The following is a 23,381-nucleotide window of genomic DNA, read 5'->3' on the forward strand; positions in this document are numbered from 1 at the left end:
TCGCGGGAGAACACTGGACAACCCAAGGGGACACCGTGACGATCATTAGACGTGCTGGAGGAGCAGCCGCAGCCCTGACGATACTGCTCCTCGCACTCACCGGATGCGGCAGCAGCGAACCGGCGACCGTGCCGGAGCGTCCCGCCGAGAGCAACGTGCTCGACCTCGCCGACGTCCTGACGCCGGCAGAGGAACAGAGCCTCAATGCGCTGATTGAGGAGCGAAACAGCGGCACCGACAACGCCCGCGTCGCCGTGCTCACCGTCGAGAATTCCGGCGGGTCCATCGAGGACTACTCCCGCAGCGTCGCCACTGAGTGGGAAGTGGGCGACGCGGGGGCAGACAACGGAGTACTTGTGGTCGCCGACACCGCCGAGCGGGAGCTGCGCATTGAAACAGCCGACGGCGTCCGACAGCAGTTCTCCGACGATGAGGCAGCCACAGTCATCGAGGACGTTCTGGAACCGGCGTTCGCCGATGAACAGTATGCCGAAGGCCTCATTGAGGCGGTGGATCAGATCTACCTGTACGCCGACGGGCAGGAACCGGTCCAGGAACCGTTCAACTGGGAGATCCTCGCATGGGTCGTGGGAGTCGGGTCTGCGGTGATCGGACTCATTATTTACCTCGTCTCCGCCGACTCCCGACGCCGTCGCCGGATTGCTGACGAGGAGATTCGGGGGGCGGAAGAGAAGGACCCGGCCTTCCGCCTCACCGAGGAACAACGCAAGGCGTATCGGAAGTACCGCTACAGCAAACGCGACAACGACGCCGTGAACTACCCGCCGACTTGGCTCCCCCTGTACATCGCCAACCCGGCACTGTATTCGGGTTCCACCCCCAGCACGCAGTCCGGCTCGTCGTTCGGCGGAGGCGGCGGATTCACCGGCGGGGGCGCGTCCGGCAAGTACTGACCGCAGTCATTACACTCGAGGCATGGATGACCTCGACCTGTCGATTGATGGGGAACTGTTCCGCGTCAGCGAGAGAAGCCAACCCCCTGGACGGTTGAGCTACCACTTCGCCTGGCTCAACGGTCCGGATGAGGGAACCTATGGTTTCACCGTTGGCTTGAGCCAGCCAAGCCCGATGTCGCGGCAAGAGCTGATGTCGGAGGCGCGGGGGTTCGTTGAATCGTTTTACGAACCGGGCGGAATTGGGGAGGAAGACTTTCCTGGCCACAGACCAGCGAACCAGGGACGCTAGCCTCCGCCGTCGGACCCAACGTCACCCCGACTCGTTCAGGGCGGCGTCGATCGCCAGCTGCGAGGTTTTCAGTCCCAGTGCGACGGCGTCCCCGGTCGCCACCCCGCGGAGAATCATCCCCAGCACCCCCGTATAGATGAGGAGCAGCTCCTCGGCCAAAGCACCAGCACCCGTTGCACCCACCACCGGGATCGCCAGTTCGCGCAGGCGGGTGCTGAGAAGCTGAGTATCACTGGCCAGTGCTTCCTGCAGCGCGTCGCCGGGGTGTGGGGATTCAGCGGCGACGCCAAGAAATGGGCACCATCGTGCAGGAGTGACACTTTCCCGGTAGTTCTGTAGCCCTGGCAAGAGCGCTACGAGACGCTCCCGTGGCGTCGACGCCTTATTTATCGCCAGCCGCCAGGCCTCGTCCCACCGGCCTAACCTGCGTTGAAGTGCCTGGACAATCAGCCCTTCCTTATTCCCAAAGTGGGCGTACAGCGTGGCCGGAGCAACGTTCGCCTGTTTCAGGATGACATCCACAGGAGTGGCTGCAACGCCCTGGGTGAAAGCCAGATCCTCCGCCGCGTCCAGAAGGCGATCTCGTGCGCTGAGTTGTGAAGTCATGGCCCAACCATATAACGTTCGTTTCAATGAAACGCACGTTACAGTCTTCTCAAACCGCTGCCAGCCCCCTCTTTTCAGTGATGGCGCTAGCGCTCATCGCTGCAACCTATGGCCTGGCCCGCCTAGGCTACGGCCTCTTCCTCCCTTCGTTCTCCGCGACGTTCGGCCTTACGCCGACCGTGGGCGGCTTGCTTGCCTCCGGCGCATCGGCCAGCTACTGCGTGTCGGCACTTGTCGGGTTCCGGTATGCACCAACCCGCCCACGCCTGATGGCGATCCTCGCCGGAGCCACGGCGACATTAGGCAGTGCCGGAATCGCTACCACCCAGGACACCCTTGTCTTCACTACTGCAGTGCTGATTGCGGGGATGGGGGCCGGCTTCGCCACCCCGGCGCTGGTGGAACTGGTGCACCGCAACATCGCGCCCACACAGCAGAGCAAGGTTCAGTCGGTAGTGAACTCAGGTACGGGTTTCGGCGTGGTCGTCGCGGGTGTGCTGGCCTTGGTGGTCGGCACGTCCTGGCGGCTGGCCTGGGGGTTGATCGCCGTCGTCGCTCTGGGTGCACTGATCGGCGTGCTGCGGACCGATCGGTCGCGCGCCGTTCCGGCAACCGACCCGGAGTTGACTCAGCCCGCTCAGACAGGCGCCGAGCTGCGCGCCCTGTGGCACCCGATCGTGGCGGCCTTCGTCTTCGGAGTGGGGTCATCCGCGATCTGGGTGCACGGTCGCACACTCCTCGAAGATCAGGGAATGGCAGTGACCCTGTCGGCAGGAGCCTGGATCGCACTCGGGATTGGTGGTGCTGTCGCGGTGCTCACGGCACCGTGGCTGGCCCGGCACGCCCTCCGGACCACCTGGCCGGCAACCGTTGCGGCGGTGGCCGCCGCCACGGGATTGTTCTCCCTGGTGCCGCAGAACCTGCCCCTCAGTTTCGCTGCGGCGGCCCTGTTTGGCCTGGCCTACACTGCGGCCAGCTCGGTCCTGATCATCTGGGCCACCCACTCGGCGACGCACAGCGCCGCCGGAACGTCGATCCTGTTCACCAGCCTCGTGCTTGGGCAGGCCGTGGGTGCCACGCTGACCGGTTCGTTAATCGAGGAGCTGGGCTTCACCGCCGCCTTTGTCACCGCTGCAGGCATCTGCCTGCTGGGCGTGCTGAAACCGGCGCCGCGACCAAGCCCCACAGGCCAGGGACGGGTCGCAGCACAAACACTCGAGACTACCGCCAGAATGGCTCAGTGAGCCCAAGGATGGGGTGGTTAAGGCGCGGCCTCTGGTGTCGTTGATGCCACCATAAATCAGCTCGAACCCGACGACGACGAACAGAACTTCCTGCAGAATCGCCTGCCTGAGCAAGGAACCCCCGCAATTCTACTGATTGACCAGCTGAGATTCGTCCAGGCGCATATTCTCAGGCCGCGGGATGAACCAGGGTTCGAGGTCCTCGGCCGACATGGGTCGTGTGTAGAAGTATCCCTGCGCGAGGTCACAGTGTAGTTCGGTCAACGCTGACAGCTGGGTCGGCGTTTCGACGCCCTCGGCGACGGCGATCAGGTTAGTGGCATGGGCAAGCTGGACGCAGGACGCTACGATCGCGTGGTCCTTGCTGTCGGTAGTGAGCCCAGCGATGAAGGATCGATCGATTTTCAGTTCGTCGATTGGAAAGCGCTTGAGGTAGGTGAGGCTGGAATGGCCAGTACCAAAATCGTCGATGGCCAACCTGACTCCTAGGGCCTTGAGGATCTCGAGGGTCCGCAGCGCTGCATCCGGATCTGCAGTGAGCGCAGTTTCAGTAACCTCCAGGGTCAGGAGCCCCGGAGCAACACCATGGCGTTCAAGCGCTTCAGTGACCATTTCTTCGAGGCGAGGATCGTTGAGCTGAATGGCAGAGATATTGATCGACATGCGCACTGGGGGCCGTTCCGACGCAGATCGGTGCCATGCGGCCTGTTGTGCGACGGCCGCGTTGATCACCCAGGCTCCAAGCGGCAGGATCAAACCGGATTCCTCGGCGAAGTCGATAAAGGCTGAGGGTGCCAGCAGGCCCCTATCGGGGTGATCCCAGCGCACCAGCGCCTCGAATCCGTTCATTTGACCGCTGATGAGGTCAATCTGAGGTTGATAGAACAGGCATAGCTCCCCGTCCTCGATGGCCCGGCGCAGTTCTCCGCGACGGTTCATCCGGCCGTCGTCGGGATCGCCATGAGCGCTGGACTCCAGCTCGCAGCGGTTGCGGCCCCGCTTTTTGGCCTGGTGCAGTGCCGCGCCAGCCCGACCAACGAGCCGGTCAGGAATGTCGGTTTCCCTAACCATTGAAACGCCAATACTGACAGTAATTTCAACACTGGTCCCACCCACCGCCATCGGCGCGCTCAGTTCCGCCAATAGCTTGGCGGCCGCCGACTGTGCCTCCGAAACGTCGGCGAAATCCGCCAGTACCGCAAATTCGTCACCGGACAAGCGAGCGATGACTGCAGATGGATGCGCCCCGGCACACATCCGCTGCGCGACGATTCTCAGAGCCTCATCCCCAGCAGCGATCCCCAGGCCAACATTGACCGCTCGGAAGAAGTCCAGGTCCACTAGCAACAGTCCTCGGCGCTGTTTCTTCCCGGCCCGCTGTGCCAGGCGAACCTGTAGCTCCGCCATAAACCCGCTCCGATGGAGCAAGCCGGTGAGCGAATCGTGGGTCATCAGGTAATTGAAGCTTGACGTTGCAGGACTGCCGACCTGTTCAAAGACACAGCTTTGAACTTCAGCGAGCGCCCTCGTGTAAGAAGAATTCGTGTGATCGGCGGCCAACTCTTCGTTGGGCAGCTCTGCGCGGGTTTCGTCGCTTGATGAATGGCTATTGGCGCCTGGTGCGGGATCGAGCATGAGGGTGATTCGCTTTTCTGGTCATTCGACCGGAGTCTACGGTTCAGCGACCGGGATATCTCAGGCCGCTGGGTACTGCATCGAAGGACTTCGCTACCTACCAAATCCGTGATTCAGCTGAACGAAAGTGGTCAACGACGATGGCTGAAAGCCTGCTTCCGCTTGAAACGGAGGGAAGAAAACACACCCTGCGCCAAAGCGTCCGATTTGCCGAATAATCGTTATTCTTGACCATTTCCGATTCCCTTTTCAGTATAACGACCACCGAAACAAAGCAGGCCTACTTCGTTGATCCTGCGGCAATCCTGCGCGGTTACACCCTTCGACCCGATCGGTCAGGAATATCCGATCCTGACCGTGCGCTGATCTTGGATGAGCCTGTCACCGACCTAGGTCTGGGATACCGGCTTCCCCGCCGTCGAACTAAGGAATCCTCGCATGACGATCAAGTCTCTACTTCCCGGCCCCCTCGGCTTCGGTACGGCCCCTCTGGGCAACATGTTCCGGGCTATCCCCGAGGAGGAAGCAGCGGCCACCGTCGCGGCGGCCTGGGATCAGGGCATCAGGTACTTCGACACAGCACCGTTCTACGGGGCTGGCCTCGCCGAGATACGCCTCGGCGATGTTCTCTCCGCTCACCCGCGGGACGATTACGTGCTGAGCACCAAGGTTGGCCGCGTTATCCTCGACGAGACCGAGGACGTCTCAGCCCGCGACATGGGAGAGAAAGGCGGCCTGTTCGCCCACGGTCGCCCGAACAAGGTGGTCAACGACTACTCAGCAGATGCCACCCTCCGTTCCATCGAAGACAGCCTTGAGCGTCTGAAGACCGACCGGCTGGATATCGTCTGGGTTCATGACATCGCTCAGGATTTCTATGGCGACGAGTGGCTGGCCATGTTCGAATCGGCTCGGACCGGGGCGTTCCGCGCGCTCACCCGGTTGCGGGATGAGGGCGTCATCAAGGGGTGGGGCGTCGGCGTCAATCGCGCGGAGGCGCTGGAGCTGACTCTCGACCTGGACGAGCCCCAGCCCGATGCCTTCCTTCTGGCCGGACGGTACACGCTCCTTGACCATGACCGCGCCCTGCAGCGCCTCCTCCCGGCTGCATTGGAACAACAGGTGGACATCGTGGTTGGCGGACCCTACAGCTCAGGCATCTTGGCAGGCGGCAAGCACTTCGAGTACCAGGAAGCCTCGGCTGAGATCATCGCCAAGGTGGAACGCATCAAGGCACTGACGGAGCAGCACGCTATCAGCATCAAGTCCGCTGCCTTGCAGTTCTCGCTGGCTCACCCCGCCACAGCGGCAGTAATTCCAGGTGCAACGAAGCCGAGTCGGATTGCCGAGGACGTAGCGGCCGCAGGCGAAAAGGTGCCAGCCGCGTTCTGGACGGCCCTTCGCGAGGAGAATCTGATCTCACCGTTGGCCCCTGTCCCAACGGACTAGCCATATCTAGCCCACCTATGCCCTGGAGTGTGCAGTTGTGGCGGGATGCCTCGAGGGTTTGTGCAGTTGTGGCGGGTTCTCGGGCTTTGCACCCACCACAACTGCACATCCGATTCACGACGGCGACCCCAGCGTCGCGCGCACCCACCACAACTGCACATCAGACGGAGGCCCTCCCGGTGGACTCCGTCAGTTGCTTGCTAGGGTGAAATCATGGATGGGGAGATCGTGGTTCGGGTGGTTTTGTTCGTCGTCATGGTGGGATCGGGCATCCTGATGCTCTGGCTGGCGAGGGCCGCGGCCAGCGGACGGCTGCAACGCAACCCCTATGCGGGCATCCGAATCCAGGTGACGATGGCGAGCGATCGCGCATGGCTCGCCGCGCATCAGGCAGCTGAGAGGCCCACTCAAATTGGCGGCTGGTGCGCCATCACAAGCGGCATCCCGTCAATTCTTCCGGTCTCCATGTCCGTCGCCATGGTCGCCGTCTTCATCGGCTCACTGGCCCTGCTGGGCTTTGTGCTTTATGGCGCGAAGCTGGGGAGTCGGGCGGCGCGGGACCTGCCGCCCGAGTTCACCAACGGGTGAGCTAAGCCTTCGACTTCTTCGCAGCAGCCTTCGCCGCACGCTTGGTTTCGCGCACCTTCGTGAGCGACTCAGGATCCACAATGTCGGCTACCGAGCGGAAGCTGCCTTCCTCGCCATAGGCGCCTGCGCTCTCACGCCAGCCGTCGCCGTCGTACCCGTATTGCTTACCCAACAGCGCAAGGAAAATTCGGGCTTTTTGTTCCCCAAATCCGGGCAGGGCCTTGAGCCGCTTGTAAACTTCGGCGCCGTTGGGGTTGTCGCGGGTCCAGATCTGGGAGGCGTCGCCGTCCCAGTCCTCCAGGAGCGTGCTGCAAAGGGTCTGGATACGGGCCGCCATATTCCCCGGGTAGCGGTGAATGGCGGGCGGTGTGCGGCAGAGTTCAACGAACTCGTCGGGATCCTTGTGGGCAATGGTCTCCGCGTCGAACGCGCCGAGCCGTTCCTTGATCTTGGCCGGGCCTGCGAAGGCCGTTTCCATCGCAACCTGCTGGTCCAGCAGCATCCCGAGCATTAGGGCTAGAGGCTCCTCGGAGAGCAACCTGTCGGCGGCGGGATCGTCGGTGATATTCAGGTGCGCAGTCATAGCCCGAGTTTAACGCGTGAACCCCCGGCAGGAGTAGCTCCTGCCGGGGGTTCACTCACGCGAAACGCTAGTTCAGCGTTGAGGTGTCGATGACGAAGCGGTAGCGGACGTCCGAGGCGAGGACACGCTCGTAGGCCTCATTGATCTTGTCTGCGGAGATGACCTCGATCTCGGCGCCCAGGTGGTGCTCGGCGCAGAAGTCCAGCATTTCCTGGGTTTCGCGGATGCCGCCAATCAGGGAGCCAGCGAACGAACGACGGCCACCGATCAGGGCAAAGGCGTTGACGGGAAGCGGCTCGGCCGGCGCTCCAACGTTGACGAGCGCGCCGTCAAGGTCGAGCAGGCCCAGGTAGTCGCTGATGGGGAGGGTGGCGCTCACCGTGTTGATGATCAGGTCGAAGGACCCTGCGAGGTCGGAGAAAGTGTTCTCGTCACTGGTGGCGTAGTAGTGCTTGGCTCCCAGGCGCAGTCCATCTTCCTGCTTCTTCAGCGACTGTGAAAGCACAGTGACCTCGGCGCCCATGGCTGCGGCCAGCTTCACGGCCATGTGGCCGAGTCCGCCCAGCCCGACAACAGCAACCTTCTTGCCGGGTCCGGCGCCCCAGTGCTTCAGGGGCGAGAAGGTGGTGATACCGGCGCATAGGAGGGGTGCTGCGACGTCGAGGTCGATGCCCTCGGGAATCCGGATCACGAAGTCCTCGGTGACGACGATGTGGGTGGAGTAGCCGCCCTGGGTGATGGAACCGTCGCGGTCCGTGGCGCCGTAGGTGCCGGTGTTGCCCTTGAGGCAATACTGCTCCTCGCCAGCCTCACAGTTCTTGCACCCGCCGCAGGAGTTGACCATGCAGCCGACGCCAACGCGGTCGCCGACCGAGTGTTTGGTGACGTTGGAGCCGACTTCGGTGACGATCCCGGCGATCTCGTGGCCTGGTGCCAACGGGTAGCTCTGGGGCCCCCAGTCGCCGCGGACGGTGTGGATGTCGGAGTGGCAGATTCCTGCGAACTTGATGTCGATCATGACGTCATCGGGGCCGACGTCGCGGCGCTCGATGGTGGTGGCAATGAGGTCCTCGGAAGCGGATGGCGCTGCGTAGGCGTTGACGGTCGTAGGCATAGATAAGCTCCTGCAGAATAGCTTGCTAAAAATTGGTCCCCTTTTGCCAACACCGGTGGGCGGCAAGGTATTCCTCCCCGCTGGCGTGAAGCGATCAGGGCAACCGTGAAGGACGTCGGATCGTGGCCTCTCCAGCGCGATCCGGTTCCAATAACACCGGGCTCACCAGCACCGCCGGGCCGCGGTGCAGCACCCCGTCCGACAGCACCTGGCAGCGCACCCCGCCTCGGCCACGCATCGCAGCGTGCGCACCAGGAGCGAGCATGCGATCCATCCACGCGCACGGATGCGCGGGCCGCCCGGCTTTCAATCGCACGACATCGCCAGCGGATTCCAGCTCAAACTCCAGACCCAGCAGCGGATGAAGCTGTGCTCCCCGCAGCATCACGTTTCGCCGGGTCAGCAACGGGTCAAAGGGCGCTGCGGCCAGGTCACTCGCAATCTCCTCAAGCGCTTCCACCGCCATCACCGTCACCGCGGCGTCCATGTGTGCGGCCTTGCCGAAGAACCGGTCCCCAACGATTCCCTTCCCTGCCACCAGGGCTACCCGGTCGGCGTCGGTCGTGGGCACGTCTGCAGCACCGTCGCGGGCGCGGCCAAAGTAGGCGTGCGCTGGAGAGACGAGCAGGTGCAGCACCTCGACGTCGTACCGGTAACGTTCAGTCATTGTCCAAGATTACCTCGGAGTTGTTTTGACCTAATCAAAACAACTCCGTACAGTAGGGGTATGCCACAAGGTACCGTCTCGCAGACCCAAGCCGATCCTCTTCGGGCCGTTATCAGCGAGTCGGGACTGAAGGTGACTGCACCTCGAGTGGCGGTGTTGGAGATTCTCCAGAGCGCACCCCATTCAAGTGCTGATCAGGTTTTCAATGAAGCACGAAAGAGCCTGAGCAAAATATCAGCCCAGACGATCTACGGGATTCTGGCGTCGTTCACCGGTGCCGGATTGGTCAGACGATTCGACCCACCCAATTCTCCAGCCCTGTACGAGTGCAGGGTCGGCGACAACCATCACCATTTGTCATGCGTTGGCTGTGGGTTGGTTCAGGATGTTGACTGCGTGATCGGCGAGGCGCCCTGCCTCACCCCCTCCGATGATTCAGGTTTCACCATTTATTCGGCCGAGGTCACTTTCAATGGCCTATGTCGCACCTGCCAGACCAGTGGTTCACCCGAAACCGGCTAAGCCACTTCTTATTCTCACGGCCCGCTGACGCGGCATCCCGCGATCAGCCCTGCCCAAAACCACCACTTCAACGCTGAACTGTTCGGCACTTCTGCCGAGCCCAAAATAGGAGCATCACCCATGTCAATCCTGAACCGCACCACCACCGCCACCCGCCCGACCGCCGCCCATCGAGCAACCACCTCCCCCGTTCGCCCACTGCCCCTGCTCGGTGGGCGGTACGTGACGACTCGCACCTTCGGCACCCCCGCCGAGGGAACCTACGTCACCACCCGTAATGGCGGTGCTGTCCAGGTCCGCGGCACCTATGTGACCTCACCGAACCGCTCCATCACGGAACAGTCAGAGGGGCGCTACACCGACCGTGGCTAGGGGGCCCTCCCGGGAGCCTTGCCGAGTGGTGGGACTAGAGCCTGAAGGCCCTTCAAATAGAGCCTGATTAATGCTTTTCTTGACCATGACCGGTTCCCCTTCCGGGGCGCGCACTCCGGCGGACGATGAGCCCGCGAAGGGCAGCCCCCTCGACACGGCGCTGTTCGTCTTCAGCGGCCTGGCCGCGGTCTGGCTGGCTGCGCTCCTTTTTCAGGAGAGCTTCCAGTGGAACCATTGGTGGTTCACCATCATCTTCTGGGCGGTCCTCGCCTATCTGGTCCTGCCCCGGTTGCACCGGATCCTGAGCCGGATCTACCTGCCCGACTACTTCATCGGCAGGGCACGCACCAGCGATGGGCTGCTGGGCGATCCCATCAATGTGACCGTACTCGGTTCCGAAGCCGCGGTGCACACCGCAATGATGAAGGCTGGCTGGACCCGCGCCGACGAGATCGACGCCACCAGCACCCGGCGCATCATCGTTTCCACCGTTACCCGCCGAAGCTACGACGAAGCGCCGGTGAGCCCCCTGTTTGTCTTCGGTCGGCAGCAGGATTTCGCCTACCAGCAAGAGGTGAATGGCAACCCCGGCAAACGGCACCACATCCGGTTCTGGCGCTGCCCGCCGGAATGGGTCCTGCCGGGCGGCACCGACGTGGACTGGCTGGCGGCGGGCACCTATGACAAATCGGTGGGATTCTCCCTCTTCACCCTGCAAATCACCCACAAGATCGAAACCGATATCGATGAGGAACGCGATTACGTCATCGACTCGCTCACCTCCTCCGAACCGGGGGCGACGGTGCGGATCTTGCGGAACTTCTCCACCGGCTACCACTCCCGCAACGGAGGCGGCGACAACATCCAGACCGATGGACACCTGCCGGTCATCGATCTGCGGCCCATCGACGTCGGCTCCCGATCCGCCGTTCTGGCTTCCACCGACAGTCGGGACCGTCGCCCGGCACCCACCACCTTCGGCGCTACCCTGGTGTTTCTGCGTGGCCTGACGGCACTCTTCCTTGCCGTCTCGCTCTGGACCGGGGACCTGACGGTCGTGGCGGGGCAGGAGGTCAACGAATACATTCCGGTGGTCGTTGGCGTCGTCGGTGCCTTCGCCCTGCTCGAACTCCTCCTGGCGTGGCTGTTGCTGCGGGGGAGCAACCGGGCGCGGATCACGGCCATGTTGCTGAGTGTGGCGGGGATCATCACCGCAGCGGCCGACGTCGTCAATGGCGGACCGGGGATCACCCTCAGCACCAACCTGATCGGGTTGGGCCTGGACATTCTCCTGATCATTGCCCTGACCAGCCAACGTTCCCGCACCTATGCGCATCGGCGCAGCAAGCGCAGGCTACCGCCTGGACCTGAACAGCGGCTTCCTTCACCTCGCGCTACCGCACTCCCCTAGGGTCCGCCGACGAAGCATGCTAGCCTGACTGCGTTGCAGGACGCCTGCCCGCGAGTAACCGTTCCCCCAGTGACTGGGATTGATTAGCGGTGAAGATTGCAGAGCATCACCTGCCCCCGTACGGGTGGAAAACACCCACAAATCGGTAGGCCGCGCGCCGCCGAAGGACCGAGCTATGCGCTCTGTTTGATTGCCTCAGGTAATTTTCTACGGGATTGACGCGTTTGCGCCCGAAACTGGGCTCGGTCTCCGCGCCTGAAAACGCTTGCGGAGGGGACGGCCCACAGGAGGCCAGCGCGATGACGGTGTCGAGTTGCAAGCGTTACTCGTCGTGACGAAGGGATGACAGTGCCTAACGATGCTGATCTGTATCAACTGAGTGGATGGATGGTGATTCTGCTTCTGGTCCTGGTTTATGGTGGCACCCTGCTGGTGTCCGCCTACATCGGGAAAAAGAAGGAGAACGCCGACGGCTACATGACCGCCGGCAACAAGGTGGGCTTCGGCATCTCCGCTGCGAGCATGACCGCCACCTGGATCTGGGCCTCTTCCATGTACGCGTCCGCCACGGCCGGGTACACCTACGGCATTTCGGGGCCCATCCACTACGGCCTCTGGGGCGCCCTGATGATCCTGTTCATCTACCCCTTCGGCAAGCGCATCCGCGCGGTCGCACCGAAAGCCCACACCCTGGCCGAGGTGATGCACGCCCGCCACGGCCGGTCCAGCCAGTTGATGCTCGCCGGCTCCAACATTGTCGGCAGCGTCATCAGCCTGACCTCCAACTTCATTGCCGGTGGCGCCCTGGTGGCGTTGCTTTCCCCGTTCAGCTTCGGCCAGGGAGTCCTTGCAGTCGCCGTCGGCGTCCTGATGTACACCCTGTGGTCTGGTTTCAGGGCCTCCGTCCTGACCGACTTCGCCCAGGTGGTCGCCATGCTCGGCGCCGTCGCCGTCATCATTCCGGTGGTGTTCTTTGCCGCCGGCGGGCCGGCCATGTTTGATCAGGGTGCCAGCAACCTGACCCCGCAGCAGTCCAACTTCTTCTCCAGCGATGCCTTCCTGAACCAGGGCGCCCCCTACATCGCAGCGGTGCTGGCCTACGCCATCGGCAACCAGACCATCGCGCAACGACTGTTCGCCGTCCGTGAGGACCTGATCAAGAAGACCTTCGTCACCGCGACGGTCGGCTACGGCGCCACCGTGATCGGCATCGGCATGGTCGGCGTCATGGCCCTGTACCTGGGCGTCAGCCCGGTCGGCGGCGACGTCAACAACCTGATCCCGCAGATGGCCTCGACCTACCTCGGTCCGGTCCTGCTGTGCCTGTTCTTCGTGATGATCCTCGGCGCGCTCTCATCCACCGCTGACTCGGACCTGTCCGCGCTGTCCTCCATCATGATGGCCGACGTCTACGGAAAGAACATCGCCAAGAAGGCCAATCCCAAGACCATGCTGCTGGTCGGCCGAATCACCATGATCGTCGCCACCGCTGCAGCACTGGTCTTTGCCAGCCAACAGATGGACATCCTCGATCTGCTGGTCTTCGTGGGTGCGCTGTGGGGAGCCCTGGTCTTCCCGGTTATCGCCAGCTTCTACTGGGACAAGGTGACCAACAGGGCGTTCACGACGTCGGTGATCGTTGCGCTGGCAGTGTTCATCCCGGTCCGCTTCTCCTGGCTCTCGATGGACGGTGTCACGGGGATCCTCTTCGACATCCTCTCGGTCGCCGGGATCGGGATTGTGCTGGGCCTGATGGTCTTCGGCTTCTTCGGGCTGAAACCCGCGAAGATTGTCGGCGCCCTCGCGGCGGTTGCCTCGGCGCCGTTCGTCATCGGTTTCCTGCACGATTACACGGTCCTCACCGGTTCCCTGGTGGCCTACGCCGTGAGCACCATCATCTGCTACCTGATGTCCGTCAGGAGCACGCAGAACTTCGACTTCGCGTTAATCAAACAGCGCATCGGCGACTACGACCCCGTGGCCGACGACGCCACCCACACCCCGGACGACGACCTGGACGGCGTCACGTTGTCCGCCCGAAAGTAGGAGATCCCCGTGGAAACCATCCTTCTCACCGTGTACGTGCTCATCTGGCCGATCATCGTCACGGGGGTCCTCTGGACCGTGTGCCGCGGCTTCCTGAAGGACTGGGCCGAGTCCCGGAAGGCCGGACGCAGCATCATCTAGTGGCGTGACCGGGTCCGCCGTCGCTCCTGTGAGACCGGGGCGACGGCGGACTCTGGCCCGGAGATGAAAGGATAGTCCTGACCACCTCACGGAAGGACCCTCCTCAATGGACGAGATCGTCGCCCAGGACGCGCGGCAGCATGTGCTCGCGGCCCTAGCCAGCCAGTCAACGTGGGTGGCGGACGACGACGACGGCACCTTCCTACGCCGGTTCGACAAGCATTTCCCCGAGTTATGCCGGTTGTTCCATTCGCTCTACGGGCCGCTAAACGACTGGCTGGACCAGCTCACCCGGCTCGTACTCGAGGCGGCCCACTCCTGGCGGGAACGTCCCACCGACCTGAAAGCCATCGACGCCGCGAAGGAAACGAACCCCAGATGGTTCCTTTCCAACTCGATGCTCGGCGGCGTCTGCTACGTCGACCGGTACGCGGAAAACCTCGGCGGCGTCCACGCGAAGATCCCCTACTTCAAGGAACTGGGGCTCACCTACCTGCATCTGATGCCGCTGTTCCTCGCGCCGGAGCCACACTCCGACGGCGGGTACGCCGTCTCCAGCTACCGCGAGGTGAACCCGGCACTCGGCTCGATGGCTCAGCTCCGCGCTCTTGCCGCTGAGCTGCGGGCCAACGGCATCTCCCTGGTGGTGGACTTCATCTTCAACCACACCTCCAACGAGCACGACTGGGCACGCAAGGCAGCCGCCGGGGACCCCGAGTACAGCGACTACTACTGGATCTTCCCGGACCGGACCATGCCGGACGCCTTCGAACAGCATGTCCGGGAGATCTTCCCCGACGACCATCCAGGATCGTTCGTCCCCACTCCCGACGGACGGTGGGTGTGGGCCACCTTCCACAGCTTCCAATGGGACCTGAACTATTCCAACCCGGCGGTCTTCAGGGCGATGGCGCGCGAGATGCTGTTCCTCGCCAATCAGGGCATCGACATTCTGCGGATGGACGCCGTCGCTTTCATCTGGAAGCAATTGGGCACCACCAGCGAGAACCTCCCGGAAGCGCACACGCTCCTGCGGGCCTTCAACGCCCTCTGCCGGCTGGCTGCGCCGTCGCTCTTGTTCAAGTCCGAAGCCATCGTGCACCCGGACGAGGTAGCACGCTACATCGACCCCGCTGAATGCCAGCTCTCCTACAACCCGCTGCAGATGGCGCTGATCTGGGAATCCCTCGCCACCCGCGACGCGTCGCTGCTTGGCCAGGCGCTGGAACGGCGCCACAGCATCCCTGAAAATACCGCCTGGGTAAACTATGTGCGCAGCCACGACGACATCGGCTGGACCTTCGCCGACGAGGACGCAGCGGAGCTGGGGATCAACGGCTTCGAGCACCGCAAGTTCCTCAACTCCTTCTATGTCAACCGGTTCCCCGGCAGCTTTGCCCGTGGGGTGCCGTTCCAGGACAACCCGCGCACCGGGGACTGCAGGATTTCCGGGACGACGGCGTCGCTGTGCGGGGTGGACCACGACCAGGCAGCCGCCGTCGAGCGCATCCTGCTGGCGCACTCGATCACTTTCAGCACCGGCGGAATTCCCCTGCTGTACCTCGGTGATGAGGTGGCCCAGGTCAACGACAACGAGTACATGTTCGAGAATGGCCACGCCGCCGATAGCCGCTGGGTGCACCGCCCCCGCTTCCCGGAAGACCGCTACGCCCGCCGCCACGACATCAGCACCCCCGAGGGGGCGGTCTTCGCCGGATTGCGCCGGATGATCGAGGTCCGTGCCGCCACCCGCGAATTCGCGGGCACCCGGCTGGTCGACTTCGCCACCGGCAACCGCAGCGTGCTGGGCTACCAGCGGCCCGGTGAGGACTCAACGATCCTGGTGCTGGCGAATTTCAGCGACCAGCCGCAGACGGTGGACGCCCTCACCCTGAGCGGGTTCGCACCCGACGTCGTCAATCTGCTGACCACTGCGGCGCAGCGAATCGACGGTGGGATCACGCTGGAGCCCCGCGACTACCGGTGGCTTCGGGTGCAACCCAGCTAGGGAATGCCGTCCCGTCTGCAATGGTTGCACCCGGCATGAAGAGAATCGGGTTTCTGTCCTTTGGTAACTGGTCCTCGGCGCAGGGATCCCGCACCCGGACCGGCGGTGAGGCGCTGCTCCAGGCAATTGACCTGGCGGTCGCTGCCGAGGAAATCGGAATTGACGGCGCGTCCTTCCGCGTCCACCACTTCGCCCGTCAGCATGCCTCGCCCTTCCCGCTCCTGGCTGCCGTTGCCGCGCGCACCAGTCGGATCGAGATCGGCACTGGTGTCATCGACATGCGTTATGAGAACCCGCTCTACATGGCTGAGGAAGCTGCCGCCGCCGACCTGATCAGCCGCGGCAGGTTACAGCTGGGCATCAGCCGGGGATCACCCGAGCCAGCACTCAACGGGGCGGCGACCTTCGGCTACGTCCCGGCCGACGGCGAGGAGTACGCCGATCTGGCCCGCCGCCACACCGAGGTGTTCAGGTATGGGATCAGCGGCGCCGGTATCGCGGAGGCCGACCCCCGCATGGGGTCGGGGCTGCTGCCGATCCAGCCGCAGTCTCCCGGACTGAGTGAGCGGATCTGGTGGGGCGCCGGGACCCGCAAGACGGCCGTCTGGGCCGCCGAGCAGGGAATGAACCTGATGAGCTCCACCCTGCTGACCGAGGACACCGGAGTCCCCTTCGACGAGTTGCAGGCCGAGCAGATCCAGATGTTCCGCGACGCCTGGGCCGAGCAGGGGCACGGTTTCGAGCCACGGGTGTCAGTCAGCCGGAGTGTCATTCCCCTGGTCAGCGACGAGGACCGCCAGTACTTCGCGCTGAGCGCCCTGCGGGAAACCCGTGACCAGGTTGGAGTGCTCGACGGCGCCCTGTCCCGCTTCGGGAAGAGCTATATCGGTGAGCCGGACGTCATCGCCGAGCAGCTGGCCAACGACGCCGCCGTGCAGTCGGCGGACACTCTGATGCTCACTGTCCCCAACCAGCTGGGCGTCGACTACAACGCGCGGCTGCTGGAGAACGTTGCCGCCCATGTGGCCCCGGCCATCGGGTGGCGGCGCTCCTCACACCTCGAGGACGCCGCCAGCCGGTAGCTCTAGGGAATGAGCTTTTCGGCGCGGTAACGCTCGAAGAGGTCGGTGAACGCATCGAGGGTGCGGCGGTACCCGGTGAATCCGGCGACGCGACTCTTGCTCATGTCCGCGACCACCTCAAGGTTGCGGCCGAGGTCGCCGTCCGTGTGCCACCAGGACGCCACCCGGTCCAGGCGCGGCTCGGCCAGGCCATGGGCGTCGACGAGCTGCTCCCACTGAGGCTCCGCTCCGGCCATCTGGACTTCAAGGGTGCGCGGCTCATCCTTGAATCCTTCGGCTTCCACTCCGAAGTACGCGGCGAGCTGCTGCCACATCCAGCGCCACCTGAACACGTCACCGTTGACCACGTTGAAGGCTTCGTTAGCCCCGTTGGGCGAGGTTGCCGCCCAGACCATGTGGTCGGCGAGGAGCCCGGCGTCGGTCATGTCAGTCAGGGAGTTCCACTGGGTTTCGGAGCCCGGGAAGATGAACCGGCGTCCGGACTCCTTGCAGAGCGCCGCGTAGGCGGCGAGGGTCAGGCCCATGTTCATGGCATTGCCGACGGCGTGGCCGATCACCGTGTGCGCGCGGTGCACCGACCAGGAGAAGCCTCGCGCCGCAGCGGCGGCCCACAGTTCGTCTTCCTGGGCGTAATAGAAGTTGTTGACCGGCAGGCGAGGCTCTTCCTCGTGGAAGGGCGTGTCCGGCATGTCCCCTTCTCCGTAGGCTTCGAACGGGCCGAGGTAGTGCTTCAGCCCGGTCATCAACGCCACGTGGGCCACCGGCTTGTCGGCGAGCGCATCCAGCAGGTTGCGCAGCATTGCGGCGTTGACCCGGATGTTCGCTTCTTCAGTGTCCTGGCGCGCCCACGCGGTGAAGAACACGTAGGTGGGGGCAACCTCCGCCAACGCGTCTCTGAGCGACTGGAGTGAGGAGAGGTCGGCGGGGACGTACTGCACGTTGGCCCTGGGCACGCCGGCGCTGCGTGACATGGCGAGCACCTGCCATCCCTCGTCAGTCAGTTTCTCCACCAGGGCGGACCCGGCAATGCCGGAGGCACCAACCACCAGTGCGGTGCCCCCTCTTTGCTCGTTGGATGGGGGCGCCTGCTCGTCGTGACTCATCGGGTCTCCTTGTGTTGCAAAAATGTGTGTCAGTGCCCTTCGAGGCAACCTGTCCTCTCTACGGCAAGCCGGTGATACACGAAAAAATTCCGCACTGATTCCCGCTGATCGGGCCTTTTGGCACTGCCGCTTGGGAGTGTCGCCGCCGATGATTGAACAACTGACCGATGATGAAAGACGATGATGACGCTAGAAACGCCCGAGCCAACCCGACCGGTCACGGTCTTCCTTCTGGATGACCACGAACTGGTCCGACGGGGGCTTCGGGATCTTCTGGAGGGCGAAGGGTTTGCTGTCATCGGCGAGACCGGGTCTGCCGCTGAGGCAGTCCGCCACATTCCAGCCCTGGCGCCCGACGTGACTATCCTGGATGCGCGGCTGACCGACGGGAACGGCATCGAAGTCTGCCGGGACGTCCGGTCAGTGGACCCGTCGCTACGGTGCGTGATCCTGACGAGTTACGACGACGACGACGCCATGCGGGGTGCAATCCTGGCAGGTGCTGCTGGCTACATTCTCAAGGAGATTGTGGGGTCGGACCTCCTGGAGAAGGTGCGCCGTGCAGCCAATGGGGAATCGCTGTTCGATGAGGACGTCAAGGCACGGGTTATCGCCGGTTTCACAGCCGCGCAACCCGAGGATCCGCGCCTCGCGGGCCTGACCGTCCAGGAGAAGAAGGTGCTGGCACTGATCGGGGCAGGGATGACCAACCGGGAGATCGGCGCCGAACTGTTCCTGGCCGAGAAGACCATCAAGAATTACGTGTCCTCGGTGTTGGCGAAACTTGGGTTCCAGCGCCGGACGCAGGCGGCCGTCTTCATTTCGCGCCCGCGCACCTAGCCCGCGCGCCCCCTCAGCCCCGGTCTGCACCTGTTCCGGTGAGCAACCTAGACATCGGTGGCCACCATCTCTGCCCCGAATGTCCAGGTTGACGCAGCCTGTCCAGGTTCCTCACCGGATCGTCAGCTCAGGGGCAATGTCACATCGATGGTGGTGCCATGGCCCAGCGCGGATTCGACCGTGACCTTTCCGCCGAGCTCTTCAGCCCGCTGCTGCATGTTCCGCAGCCCGCTGCGACGCCCGGTCTGCTCGAATCCCTGTCCGTTGTCAGTGATCCGCAGGTTGACTGACTGCACGCCCGCGGACAGCGTCACCATGATGGTGGTGGCCTGAGAATGTTGCAGCGCGTTGGAGAGTGCTTCCCGCAGGATTGCTTCCAGGTGGGCCGCCGTCGCCAACCCGACCGCAGTGTCGAGAGGTCCGGAAAAGTGGATGACCGGTTCGACGTCGGAACCGTCGAGTGCCCGGCGGACGAGCGCAAGGATCCGTGAGCTCAGACTGTCCTCGCTGTTCGTCACCGACTGCAGCGAGTAGATAGTGGCCCGCAGTTCGCCGATAGTCGCGTCGAGCTCGGTTGTGACGGAATCGATCCGTGCGAGGGGTTCGTCCCCCACCACATGCTTACGAAGACTCTGGATACTGAGTCCGGCGGCGAACATCCGCTGGATGACCAGGTCGTGCAGGTCCCGGGCAATCCGGTCACGGTCCCCGAAGACCGCGTCCTGTTCACGCTGGATCTGCATCTGGGTCAGTTCGAGGGCCGTGGAGATCTGAGAGGCGAACGCGGCGACCATCCGCTGATCCACCGGCGAGAACGGCGGATCATCCTTGGTGCGGGCAATGACCAGGAACCGGGCATGACTGCCCCGGTCAGTGATCCGGGTGTACATGGCGGCGTCAAACACCTCTGCCTCAGAGTTGGGCAGCAGGTCCTGGAGGTCGCCCCCGTTGAGCACTGCTGTATCCCTGAACGGAAGCGTTACCTTGCGGAGTGCCGTTCCATCGCCCACAAGCCGCCCGCGAAAACTGTCGCTGTGGAGGCCCAGGGCCACCTCGCAATACAAGGACTCGTCGGGCGCCATCCGGGTAAGGATCAGGACCAGGGATGCACCGGAGGCAGCCAACGCGTGCTCGGCAACGACCTCCACATCGCTGAGGTTCAACTCCGTGTCGGAGTTCAGTAGCGCTTGGACCGCCTCCTGCCCGCACTCCAGCCATCGGGAACGTCGCGTCTCGGCTTCAAAAAGGCGCATGTTCTCGATGGCCACTCCGGCCGCCGCCGCGAGGGCAACCGTCAGATCCTCATCGGACTGTGAGAAGTTCCCGCCGCCGTTCTTTTCAGTCAGGTACAGGTTGCCGAAGACCGTGTTGCGCACCCTGATCGGCACCCCGAGGAAGGATGTCATCTGGGGGTGACCCGCTGGGAATCCGAAGGCTGCAGGATGTTGGCGGAGGTCTTCGAGGCGAAGAGGTTTCGGCTCGCTGATGAGCAGCCCGAGCATCCCGTGCCCCACCGGTAGAGCACCGATGCTGCTGATCTGGTTCTCGTCGAGGCCCACGGTGATGAAGTGGCTCAGCTCTCCGTCTGGGCCAATGACACCAAGGGCCGCGTACCTCGCGTCCACCAACCGACAGGCTGCCTCAACCACTCGTTCCAGCACGGTCTGCAGGCCTTGGTTTTCGGCGATGGCGGCGAATCCCGCGAGCAGATGATCGACTCCCCCAGCCGGGGAACTGAGCGGAGGAGGCACCTCCTCGGGATCAGTGACTGGGGTGGTTCGGATGGGACTCATTGTGCGACTCCAGTGAGTTGAACCCTGGTCTTCGATTCATGGTCGTGTTGAATTTGAGGATTATTCCGGGGCCGACCCGGCAGAATAGGTCTTCCGGCCCTAGTGGTGCGCGCCGTCCGACCATACTGTCAGGCTATGGAATCCGAGGATACACCCACGGCCGTTTTACCGGCCCACACCTGCTGGGAGCTACTGCGCGGGATCGCCTACGGTCGGATGGCCCTATGCGTCGAGGGGCAGCCTGAGATTTACCCTATTAATGCGCAGGTGGACCACGGAACGCTGGTGTTCCGTACCTCCGAGGGATCAAAACAACGGGCGGCCGAAGGCGCTCCGGTCGCGTTCGAGGCCGATGGTGTCCTGCAGGACGGGTCACGAGCCTGGAGCGTGGTCATCAAGGGGAATGCCTCGACCATTCAGCGCACCGCCGAACTGATGTCCACGATCCACCTTCCTTTGCACCCGTGGGAGCCCGGCCGGAAAGACCGCTTCATGCGGATAGTGCCCACGAGTATCACCGGTCGGAGCTTCGACGTTATGCCGGCCCCCCAGCTGGAGCGGATGCCGGTAGCGAGCGAAGAGTAACAACCAGGGTGGGGCACGGCGGGGCTAGCAACAGCGTGTGAGTCACTGAGCCCAGCATAATTCCTGGTCGGGCACCGCGACCGTGCCGCCCAATCACCAGCAGGAACGCGTCAGCGGCGTGGAACAGGAGAGATTCCACGGGAGCCCGCTCCTCATCGACGACCCTCGTGACGGTGAGTGACGGGTACGCCTCATTGAGTTGCTCGAGCACCGAAGTGGTCGCGTTGGTTTCGTCAGCGGTAATCTCTGTCGCCGAGGTCACGACTTTGAGCCCGTGACCCGATCGGCTGGCTTCGGCGGCTGCCACGCGCAGCGCGTCATGTGATTCCGCCGAGCCATCGACACCCACCACCACGTCGCCGCCGTCGTCGGCTCCACCGGAGCCAACGCTGGTGCTGCGATCCCGCGGGATGACTGCTACCGGTGAGGTGCTGCCAAGGGCAACCTGCTGCCCAACGGATCCGAGGTATTCGCCCGTCTTTCCGTCCAGCCGGTCAGCACCAACAACGAGAAGTGATGCATCCTCGGAGAGGCTCACCAGGGCGTCCACGATGTCGCCGCAATGCACGTTGGCCGTGACATGGGCGTCGGGATAGTCGATGCATACCTTCCTGGACTCCTCATCGAGCTCTTGTCGAGCCGCAGCGATCAGGCTTCCGTACGGAGCCCCACCCGCCGCCACGGGGAGCACCAGTGACGGGTCGGGGATGGCATGCAGCATCGTAATGTGCTGACCCGTTTGCAGGCTACGCTTCACGGCCCAGCGTAGGAGTGCCGGGCCGGTCAACTCATCCCGGAAGGCGACGACGATGGGCCGCTCCTCGACAAGCTCAGCGCCTGTCGCGTCGGTCACGAAGTCGCCCCTTCTGGGACGATGACCGCACGGCCTCGAAGCGTTCCGGCGCGGAGCCGCTCATACGCGGTCGGTCCATCGGACAGGGAAAACTGCTCGTACTCAACATGGATCTTGCCCACTCGAGCCAGTTCCACCACCTCCATCAGCTCCGCCCGGGATCCCCAGTAGGGGGCGCGGGCCTGAGCATCCCACGGGGTGGAAAAGAAGCCGACGTCGACGGTGCCCACCCCGACCCCCACAATGGCAATGTCCCCACCGATAGCGACCACCCGTGAGGCGAAACCTGTAGTGACGGGAGCACCCACGAAATCAAAAACCGCAGTGGCGCCCTTGCCACCGGTAAGGGTGCGGATCTGTGCTTCGGCCTCCTCCCCGGGGGCCAGCACATGGTCAGCGCCGACGTCGAGCGCTAGCGCGCGCTTCTGCTCGGACGTATCAATAGCGATGATGGTCGCCGCGCTCAGCGCCTGAAGGATCTGGACACCGACATGTCCGAGCCCACCGACACCGATGACCACAGCAGTCGAGCCTGGGACCAGTTTCGGCAGGCTCTGCTTGATGGCGTGGTACGGGGTCAAGCCGGCATCGGTGAGCGACACGCTGGCCACCGGGTCGAGGTCACCGAGGGGCACCAGATGCCGGGGGTCGTCGACGAGAATGAACTCGGCCATCGCGCCCGGTGCACCGAGGCCCGGGGGTGCGATCCCCTGCGCTGCTGCTACCTCGCAGTAGTTTTCGTGGCCTTGGGCGCAGGTATAGCATCGGCCGCAACCCCATGGGCCGTAGACAAGCATGGAGTCCCCCACCTGGAGCCCGGTTACCCCGGCACCCCAGGATTCGACGGTACCTGCGCCCTCGTGGCCGAGCGTGAGCGGCAGACCATAGATGTACTGCTCCTCGGGAAGATCCATGATGAATTGGTCCGAATGGCAAACACCTGCCGCAGTAACGCGTAGCAGGACTTCTCCAGGACCGGGGACTGGGGTGGGAATGTCGACGAGTTCGGGCGCCGATCCCACCGTGCGGTACTGCAGCGCCCTCACGCGTGGTCCTTCGGCATTTCACCGGCTGCGCCCTCGACGACGAGGACGGGGCATTTCGCGTGAGCCACGCAGGCGCCACTGACTGACCCCATGAGCAGCCCTCTGAAAGTACCGTGCCCACGGCGTCCGAGGACGAGCATCACCGCTCCTTCGGCCGCCTTGACCAGCCCTTTCGATGGATGGGAAAAGAGCACTATTTTTTCCAATCCCTCGGGCGGGTCATCCCCGAACGCGGACTCGACCGCAGTATCGAGGTGTTTGTGTGTGATCTCCTCAAAATTGTCGCTACCCATCGGCACATAGCCGGCGTACTCTGGCGGGTAATCCCAGGTGCTGACCGCCTGGATCACTGCGTTGAATGGTGGTGCAATTTTCCGGGCGAAACGCAGCGCGGCGATCGATTGCTCGGAGCCGTCAACTCCGACGACGATGCGGGGTGAGGTAGATGCTTCCATGAGGTGCCTCCCGTGTCAGCGCGGCAAGGTTG

The 23,381-nt window shown here is 63.6% G+C and carries 24 protein-coding genes; 14 read left to right on the top strand and 10 right to left on the bottom strand.

Annotated elements, in window-relative coordinates; all coding sequences use genetic code 11:
* Window positions 1-35: 35 nt before the first annotated feature.
* Both ABD059_RS12370 and ABD059_RS12375 read left to right on the top strand, forming a co-directional pair.
* A complete protein-coding gene (locus ABD059_RS12370; protein ID WP_343880440.1) occupies window positions 36-914 on the top strand; it encodes a TPM domain-containing protein in 879 nt (292 codons plus the stop codon).
* A gap of 22 nt (window positions 915-936) precedes the next feature.
* A complete protein-coding gene (locus tag ABD059_RS12375; RefSeq protein ID WP_343880442.1) occupies window positions 937-1,206 on the top strand; it encodes a hypothetical protein in 270 nt (89 codons plus the stop codon).
* A gap of 21 nt (window positions 1,207-1,227) precedes the next feature.
* On the opposite strand, the gene ABD059_RS12380 is transcribed toward ABD059_RS12375, so the two are convergent.
* Window positions 1,228-1,812, bottom strand: a complete 585-nt coding sequence (locus ABD059_RS12380) for a TetR/AcrR family transcriptional regulator (protein WP_343880444.1) — start codon at window positions 1,810-1,812, stop codon at window positions 1,228-1,230.
* 26 nt (window positions 1,813-1,838) lie between these two features.
* Here ABD059_RS12380 and ABD059_RS12385 point away from each other — a divergent pair, with 26 nt between their 5' ends.
* A complete protein-coding gene (locus ABD059_RS12385) occupies window positions 1,839-3,056 on the top strand; it encodes an MFS transporter (RefSeq protein WP_343880446.1) in 1,218 nt (405 codons plus the stop codon).
* 129 nt (window positions 3,057-3,185) lie between these two features.
* On the opposite strand, the gene ABD059_RS12390 is transcribed toward ABD059_RS12385, so the two are convergent.
* On the bottom strand, window positions 3,186-4,691 hold the full coding sequence (locus ABD059_RS12390) for a putative bifunctional diguanylate cyclase/phosphodiesterase (RefSeq protein ID WP_343880448.1): 1,506 nt from the start codon (window positions 4,689-4,691) through the stop codon (window positions 3,186-3,188).
* 438 nt (window positions 4,692-5,129) lie between these two features.
* Between ABD059_RS12390 and ABD059_RS12395 the strand changes: the two genes are divergently transcribed.
* Both ABD059_RS12395 and ABD059_RS12400 read left to right on the top strand, forming a co-directional pair.
* Window positions 5,130-6,140: an aldo/keto reductase gene (locus ABD059_RS12395; protein WP_343880450.1), complete on the top strand. Its 1,011-nt coding sequence runs from the start codon at window positions 5,130-5,132 to the stop codon at window positions 6,138-6,140.
* Between the two features lie 213 nt (window positions 6,141-6,353).
* On the top strand, window positions 6,354-6,728 hold the full coding sequence (locus ABD059_RS12400; protein ID WP_343880452.1) for an SdpI family protein: 375 nt from the start codon (window positions 6,354-6,356) through the stop codon (window positions 6,726-6,728).
* A gap of 1 nt (window position 6,729) precedes the next feature.
* Here the strand turns inward: ABD059_RS12400 and ABD059_RS12405 are convergent, their stop codons facing one another.
* The 3 genes from ABD059_RS12405 to ABD059_RS12415 all read right to left on the bottom strand — a co-directional run bounded on the left by ABD059_RS12405 (window position 6,730) and on the right by ABD059_RS12415 (window position 9,092).
* Window positions 6,730-7,311: an HhH-GPD-type base excision DNA repair protein gene (locus ABD059_RS12405; RefSeq protein ID WP_343880454.1), complete on the bottom strand. Its 582-nt coding sequence runs from the start codon at window positions 7,309-7,311 to the stop codon at window positions 6,730-6,732.
* A gap of 67 nt (window positions 7,312-7,378) precedes the next feature.
* A complete protein-coding gene (locus ABD059_RS12410; protein WP_343880456.1) occupies window positions 7,379-8,425 on the bottom strand; it encodes an NAD(P)-dependent alcohol dehydrogenase in 1,047 nt (348 codons plus the stop codon).
* Between the two features lie 94 nt (window positions 8,426-8,519).
* A complete protein-coding gene (locus ABD059_RS12415) occupies window positions 8,520-9,092 on the bottom strand; it encodes an MOSC domain-containing protein (protein WP_343880458.1) in 573 nt (190 codons plus the stop codon).
* A 60-nt stretch (window positions 9,093-9,152) separates the two neighbouring features.
* Here ABD059_RS12415 and ABD059_RS12420 point away from each other — a divergent pair, with 60 nt between their 5' ends.
* The 7 genes from ABD059_RS12420 to ABD059_RS12450 all read left to right on the top strand — a co-directional run bounded on the left by ABD059_RS12420 (window position 9,153) and on the right by ABD059_RS12450 (window position 16,674).
* Window positions 9,153-9,614, top strand: a complete 462-nt coding sequence (locus ABD059_RS12420) for a Fur family transcriptional regulator (RefSeq protein WP_343880460.1) — start codon at window positions 9,153-9,155, stop codon at window positions 9,612-9,614.
* A 120-nt stretch (window positions 9,615-9,734) separates the two neighbouring features.
* Window positions 9,735-9,986, top strand: a complete 252-nt coding sequence (locus ABD059_RS12425; RefSeq protein ID WP_343880462.1) for a hypothetical protein — start codon at window positions 9,735-9,737, stop codon at window positions 9,984-9,986.
* A gap of 85 nt (window positions 9,987-10,071) precedes the next feature.
* Window positions 10,072-11,397, top strand: a complete 1,326-nt coding sequence (locus tag ABD059_RS12430) for an LssY C-terminal domain-containing protein (protein WP_343880464.1) — start codon at window positions 10,072-10,074, stop codon at window positions 11,395-11,397.
* Between the two features lie 387 nt (window positions 11,398-11,784).
* Complete coding sequence (locus ABD059_RS12435) at window positions 11,785-13,443, top strand: sodium:solute symporter family protein (protein WP_343880466.1); 1,659 nt, start codon at window positions 11,785-11,787, stop codon at window positions 13,441-13,443.
* Between the two features lie 9 nt (window positions 13,444-13,452).
* Entirely contained in the window at window positions 13,453-13,584 is a 132-nt protein-coding gene (locus tag ABD059_RS12440) for a putative transporter small subunit (RefSeq protein ID WP_343880469.1), read from the top strand.
* A 106-nt stretch (window positions 13,585-13,690) separates the two neighbouring features.
* A complete protein-coding gene (locus tag ABD059_RS12445; RefSeq protein WP_343880471.1) occupies window positions 13,691-15,592 on the top strand; it encodes an alpha-amylase family glycosyl hydrolase in 1,902 nt (633 codons plus the stop codon).
* A gap of 35 nt (window positions 15,593-15,627) precedes the next feature.
* Window positions 15,628-16,674 carry an LLM class flavin-dependent oxidoreductase gene (locus ABD059_RS12450; RefSeq protein WP_343880473.1) on the top strand — a complete coding sequence of 349 codons (1,047 nt, stop codon included), beginning with the start codon at window positions 15,628-15,630 and terminating at the stop codon, window positions 16,672-16,674.
* A 2-nt stretch (window positions 16,675-16,676) separates the two neighbouring features.
* Here the strand turns inward: ABD059_RS12450 and ABD059_RS12455 are convergent, their stop codons facing one another.
* On the bottom strand, window positions 16,677-17,777 hold the full coding sequence (locus ABD059_RS12455) for an SDR family oxidoreductase (protein WP_343880475.1): 1,101 nt from the start codon (window positions 17,775-17,777) through the stop codon (window positions 16,677-16,679).
* A gap of 183 nt (window positions 17,778-17,960) precedes the next feature.
* Here ABD059_RS12455 and ABD059_RS12460 point away from each other — a divergent pair, with 183 nt between their 5' ends.
* The gene (locus ABD059_RS12460; RefSeq protein WP_343880581.1) at window positions 17,961-18,617 is read left to right on the top strand and encodes a response regulator; all 657 of its coding nucleotides are present in this window, start codon (window positions 17,961-17,963) and stop codon (window positions 18,615-18,617) included.
* A 122-nt stretch (window positions 18,618-18,739) separates the two neighbouring features.
* On the opposite strand, the gene ABD059_RS12465 is transcribed toward ABD059_RS12460, so the two are convergent.
* Entirely contained in the window at window positions 18,740-20,410 is a 1,671-nt protein-coding gene (locus ABD059_RS12465; protein ID WP_343880477.1) for a GAF domain-containing sensor histidine kinase, read from the bottom strand.
* Window positions 20,411-20,545: 135 nt separating this feature from the next.
* Between ABD059_RS12465 and ABD059_RS12470 the strand changes: the two genes are divergently transcribed.
* The gene (locus ABD059_RS12470) at window positions 20,546-20,995 is read left to right on the top strand and encodes a pyridoxamine 5'-phosphate oxidase family protein (RefSeq protein WP_343880479.1); all 450 of its coding nucleotides are present in this window, start codon (window positions 20,546-20,548) and stop codon (window positions 20,993-20,995) included.
* Here ABD059_RS12470 and ABD059_RS12475 read toward each other — a convergent pair.
* From ABD059_RS12475 to ABD059_RS12485, 3 genes are read right to left on the bottom strand one after another with little or no spacing between them, the layout of a single operon-like run.
* Window positions 20,946-21,848 (bottom strand): universal stress protein, encoded by a 903-nt coding sequence (locus ABD059_RS12475; RefSeq protein WP_343880481.1) that lies wholly within the window; start codon window positions 21,846-21,848, stop codon window positions 20,946-20,948. The genes ABD059_RS12470 and ABD059_RS12475 overlap by 50 nt on opposite strands.
* The gene (locus ABD059_RS12480; protein WP_343880483.1) at window positions 21,845-22,894 is read right to left on the bottom strand and encodes an NAD(P)-dependent alcohol dehydrogenase; all 1,050 of its coding nucleotides are present in this window, start codon (window positions 22,892-22,894) and stop codon (window positions 21,845-21,847) included. Before ABD059_RS12480 ends, ABD059_RS12475 begins: the two co-directional genes overlap by 4 nt.
* A complete protein-coding gene (locus ABD059_RS12485; protein ID WP_343880485.1) occupies window positions 22,891-23,349 on the bottom strand; it encodes a universal stress protein in 459 nt (152 codons plus the stop codon). Before ABD059_RS12485 ends, ABD059_RS12480 begins: the two co-directional genes overlap by 4 nt.
* Window positions 23,350-23,381 lie beyond the last annotated feature (32 nt).

The organism is Arthrobacter flavus (assembly GCF_039526005.1).
GTDB classification, from domain to species: Bacteria; Actinomycetota; Actinomycetes; order Actinomycetales; family Micrococcaceae; genus Arthrobacter_D; species Arthrobacter_D flavus.

Coding starts and splice junctions, on each gene's coding strand:
- ABD059_RS12375 (WP_343880442.1), top strand. CDS start 937: ATGGATGACCTCGACCTGTCGATTGATGGGGAACTGTTCCGCGTCAGC.
- ABD059_RS12405 (WP_343880454.1), bottom strand. CDS start 7,311: ATGACTGCGCACCTGAATATCACCGACGATCCCGCCGCCGACAGGTTG.
- ABD059_RS12485 (WP_343880485.1), bottom strand. CDS start 23,349: ATGGAAGCATCTACCTCACCCCGCATCGTCGTCGGAGTTGACGGCTCC.
- ABD059_RS12460 (WP_343880581.1), top strand. CDS start 17,961: ATGACGCTAGAAACGCCCGAGCCAACCCGACCGGTCACGGTCTTCCTT.
- ABD059_RS12395 (WP_343880450.1), top strand. CDS start 5,130: ATGACGATCAAGTCTCTACTTCCCGGCCCCCTCGGCTTCGGTACGGCC.
- ABD059_RS12470 (WP_343880479.1), top strand. CDS start 20,546: ATGGAATCCGAGGATACACCCACGGCCGTTTTACCGGCCCACACCTGC.
- ABD059_RS12425 (WP_343880462.1), top strand. CDS start 9,735: ATGTCAATCCTGAACCGCACCACCACCGCCACCCGCCCGACCGCCGCC.
- ABD059_RS12420 (WP_343880460.1), top strand. CDS start 9,153: ATGCCACAAGGTACCGTCTCGCAGACCCAAGCCGATCCTCTTCGGGCC.
- ABD059_RS12430 (WP_343880464.1), top strand. CDS start 10,072: ATGACCGGTTCCCCTTCCGGGGCGCGCACTCCGGCGGACGATGAGCCC.
- ABD059_RS12390 (WP_343880448.1), bottom strand. CDS start 4,691: ATGCTCGATCCCGCACCAGGCGCCAATAGCCATTCATCAAGCGACGAA.
- ABD059_RS12435 (WP_343880466.1), top strand. CDS start 11,785: ATGGTGATTCTGCTTCTGGTCCTGGTTTATGGTGGCACCCTGCTGGTG.
- ABD059_RS12445 (WP_343880471.1), top strand. CDS start 13,691: ATGGACGAGATCGTCGCCCAGGACGCGCGGCAGCATGTGCTCGCGGCC.
- ABD059_RS12415 (WP_343880458.1), bottom strand. CDS start 9,092: ATGACTGAACGTTACCGGTACGACGTCGAGGTGCTGCACCTGCTCGTC.
- ABD059_RS12450 (WP_343880473.1), top strand. CDS start 15,628: ATGAAGAGAATCGGGTTTCTGTCCTTTGGTAACTGGTCCTCGGCGCAG.
- ABD059_RS12410 (WP_343880456.1), bottom strand. CDS start 8,425: ATGCCTACGACCGTCAACGCCTACGCAGCGCCATCCGCTTCCGAGGAC.
- ABD059_RS12400 (WP_343880452.1), top strand. CDS start 6,354: ATGGATGGGGAGATCGTGGTTCGGGTGGTTTTGTTCGTCGTCATGGTG.
- ABD059_RS12455 (WP_343880475.1), bottom strand. CDS start 17,777: ATGAGTCACGACGAGCAGGCGCCCCCATCCAACGAGCAAAGAGGGGGC.
- ABD059_RS12380 (WP_343880444.1), bottom strand. CDS start 1,812: ATGACTTCACAACTCAGCGCACGAGATCGCCTTCTGGACGCGGCGGAG.
- ABD059_RS12465 (WP_343880477.1), bottom strand. CDS start 20,410: ATGAGTCCCATCCGAACCACCCCAGTCACTGATCCCGAGGAGGTGCCT.
- ABD059_RS12385 (WP_343880446.1), top strand. CDS start 1,839: ATGAAACGCACGTTACAGTCTTCTCAAACCGCTGCCAGCCCCCTCTTT.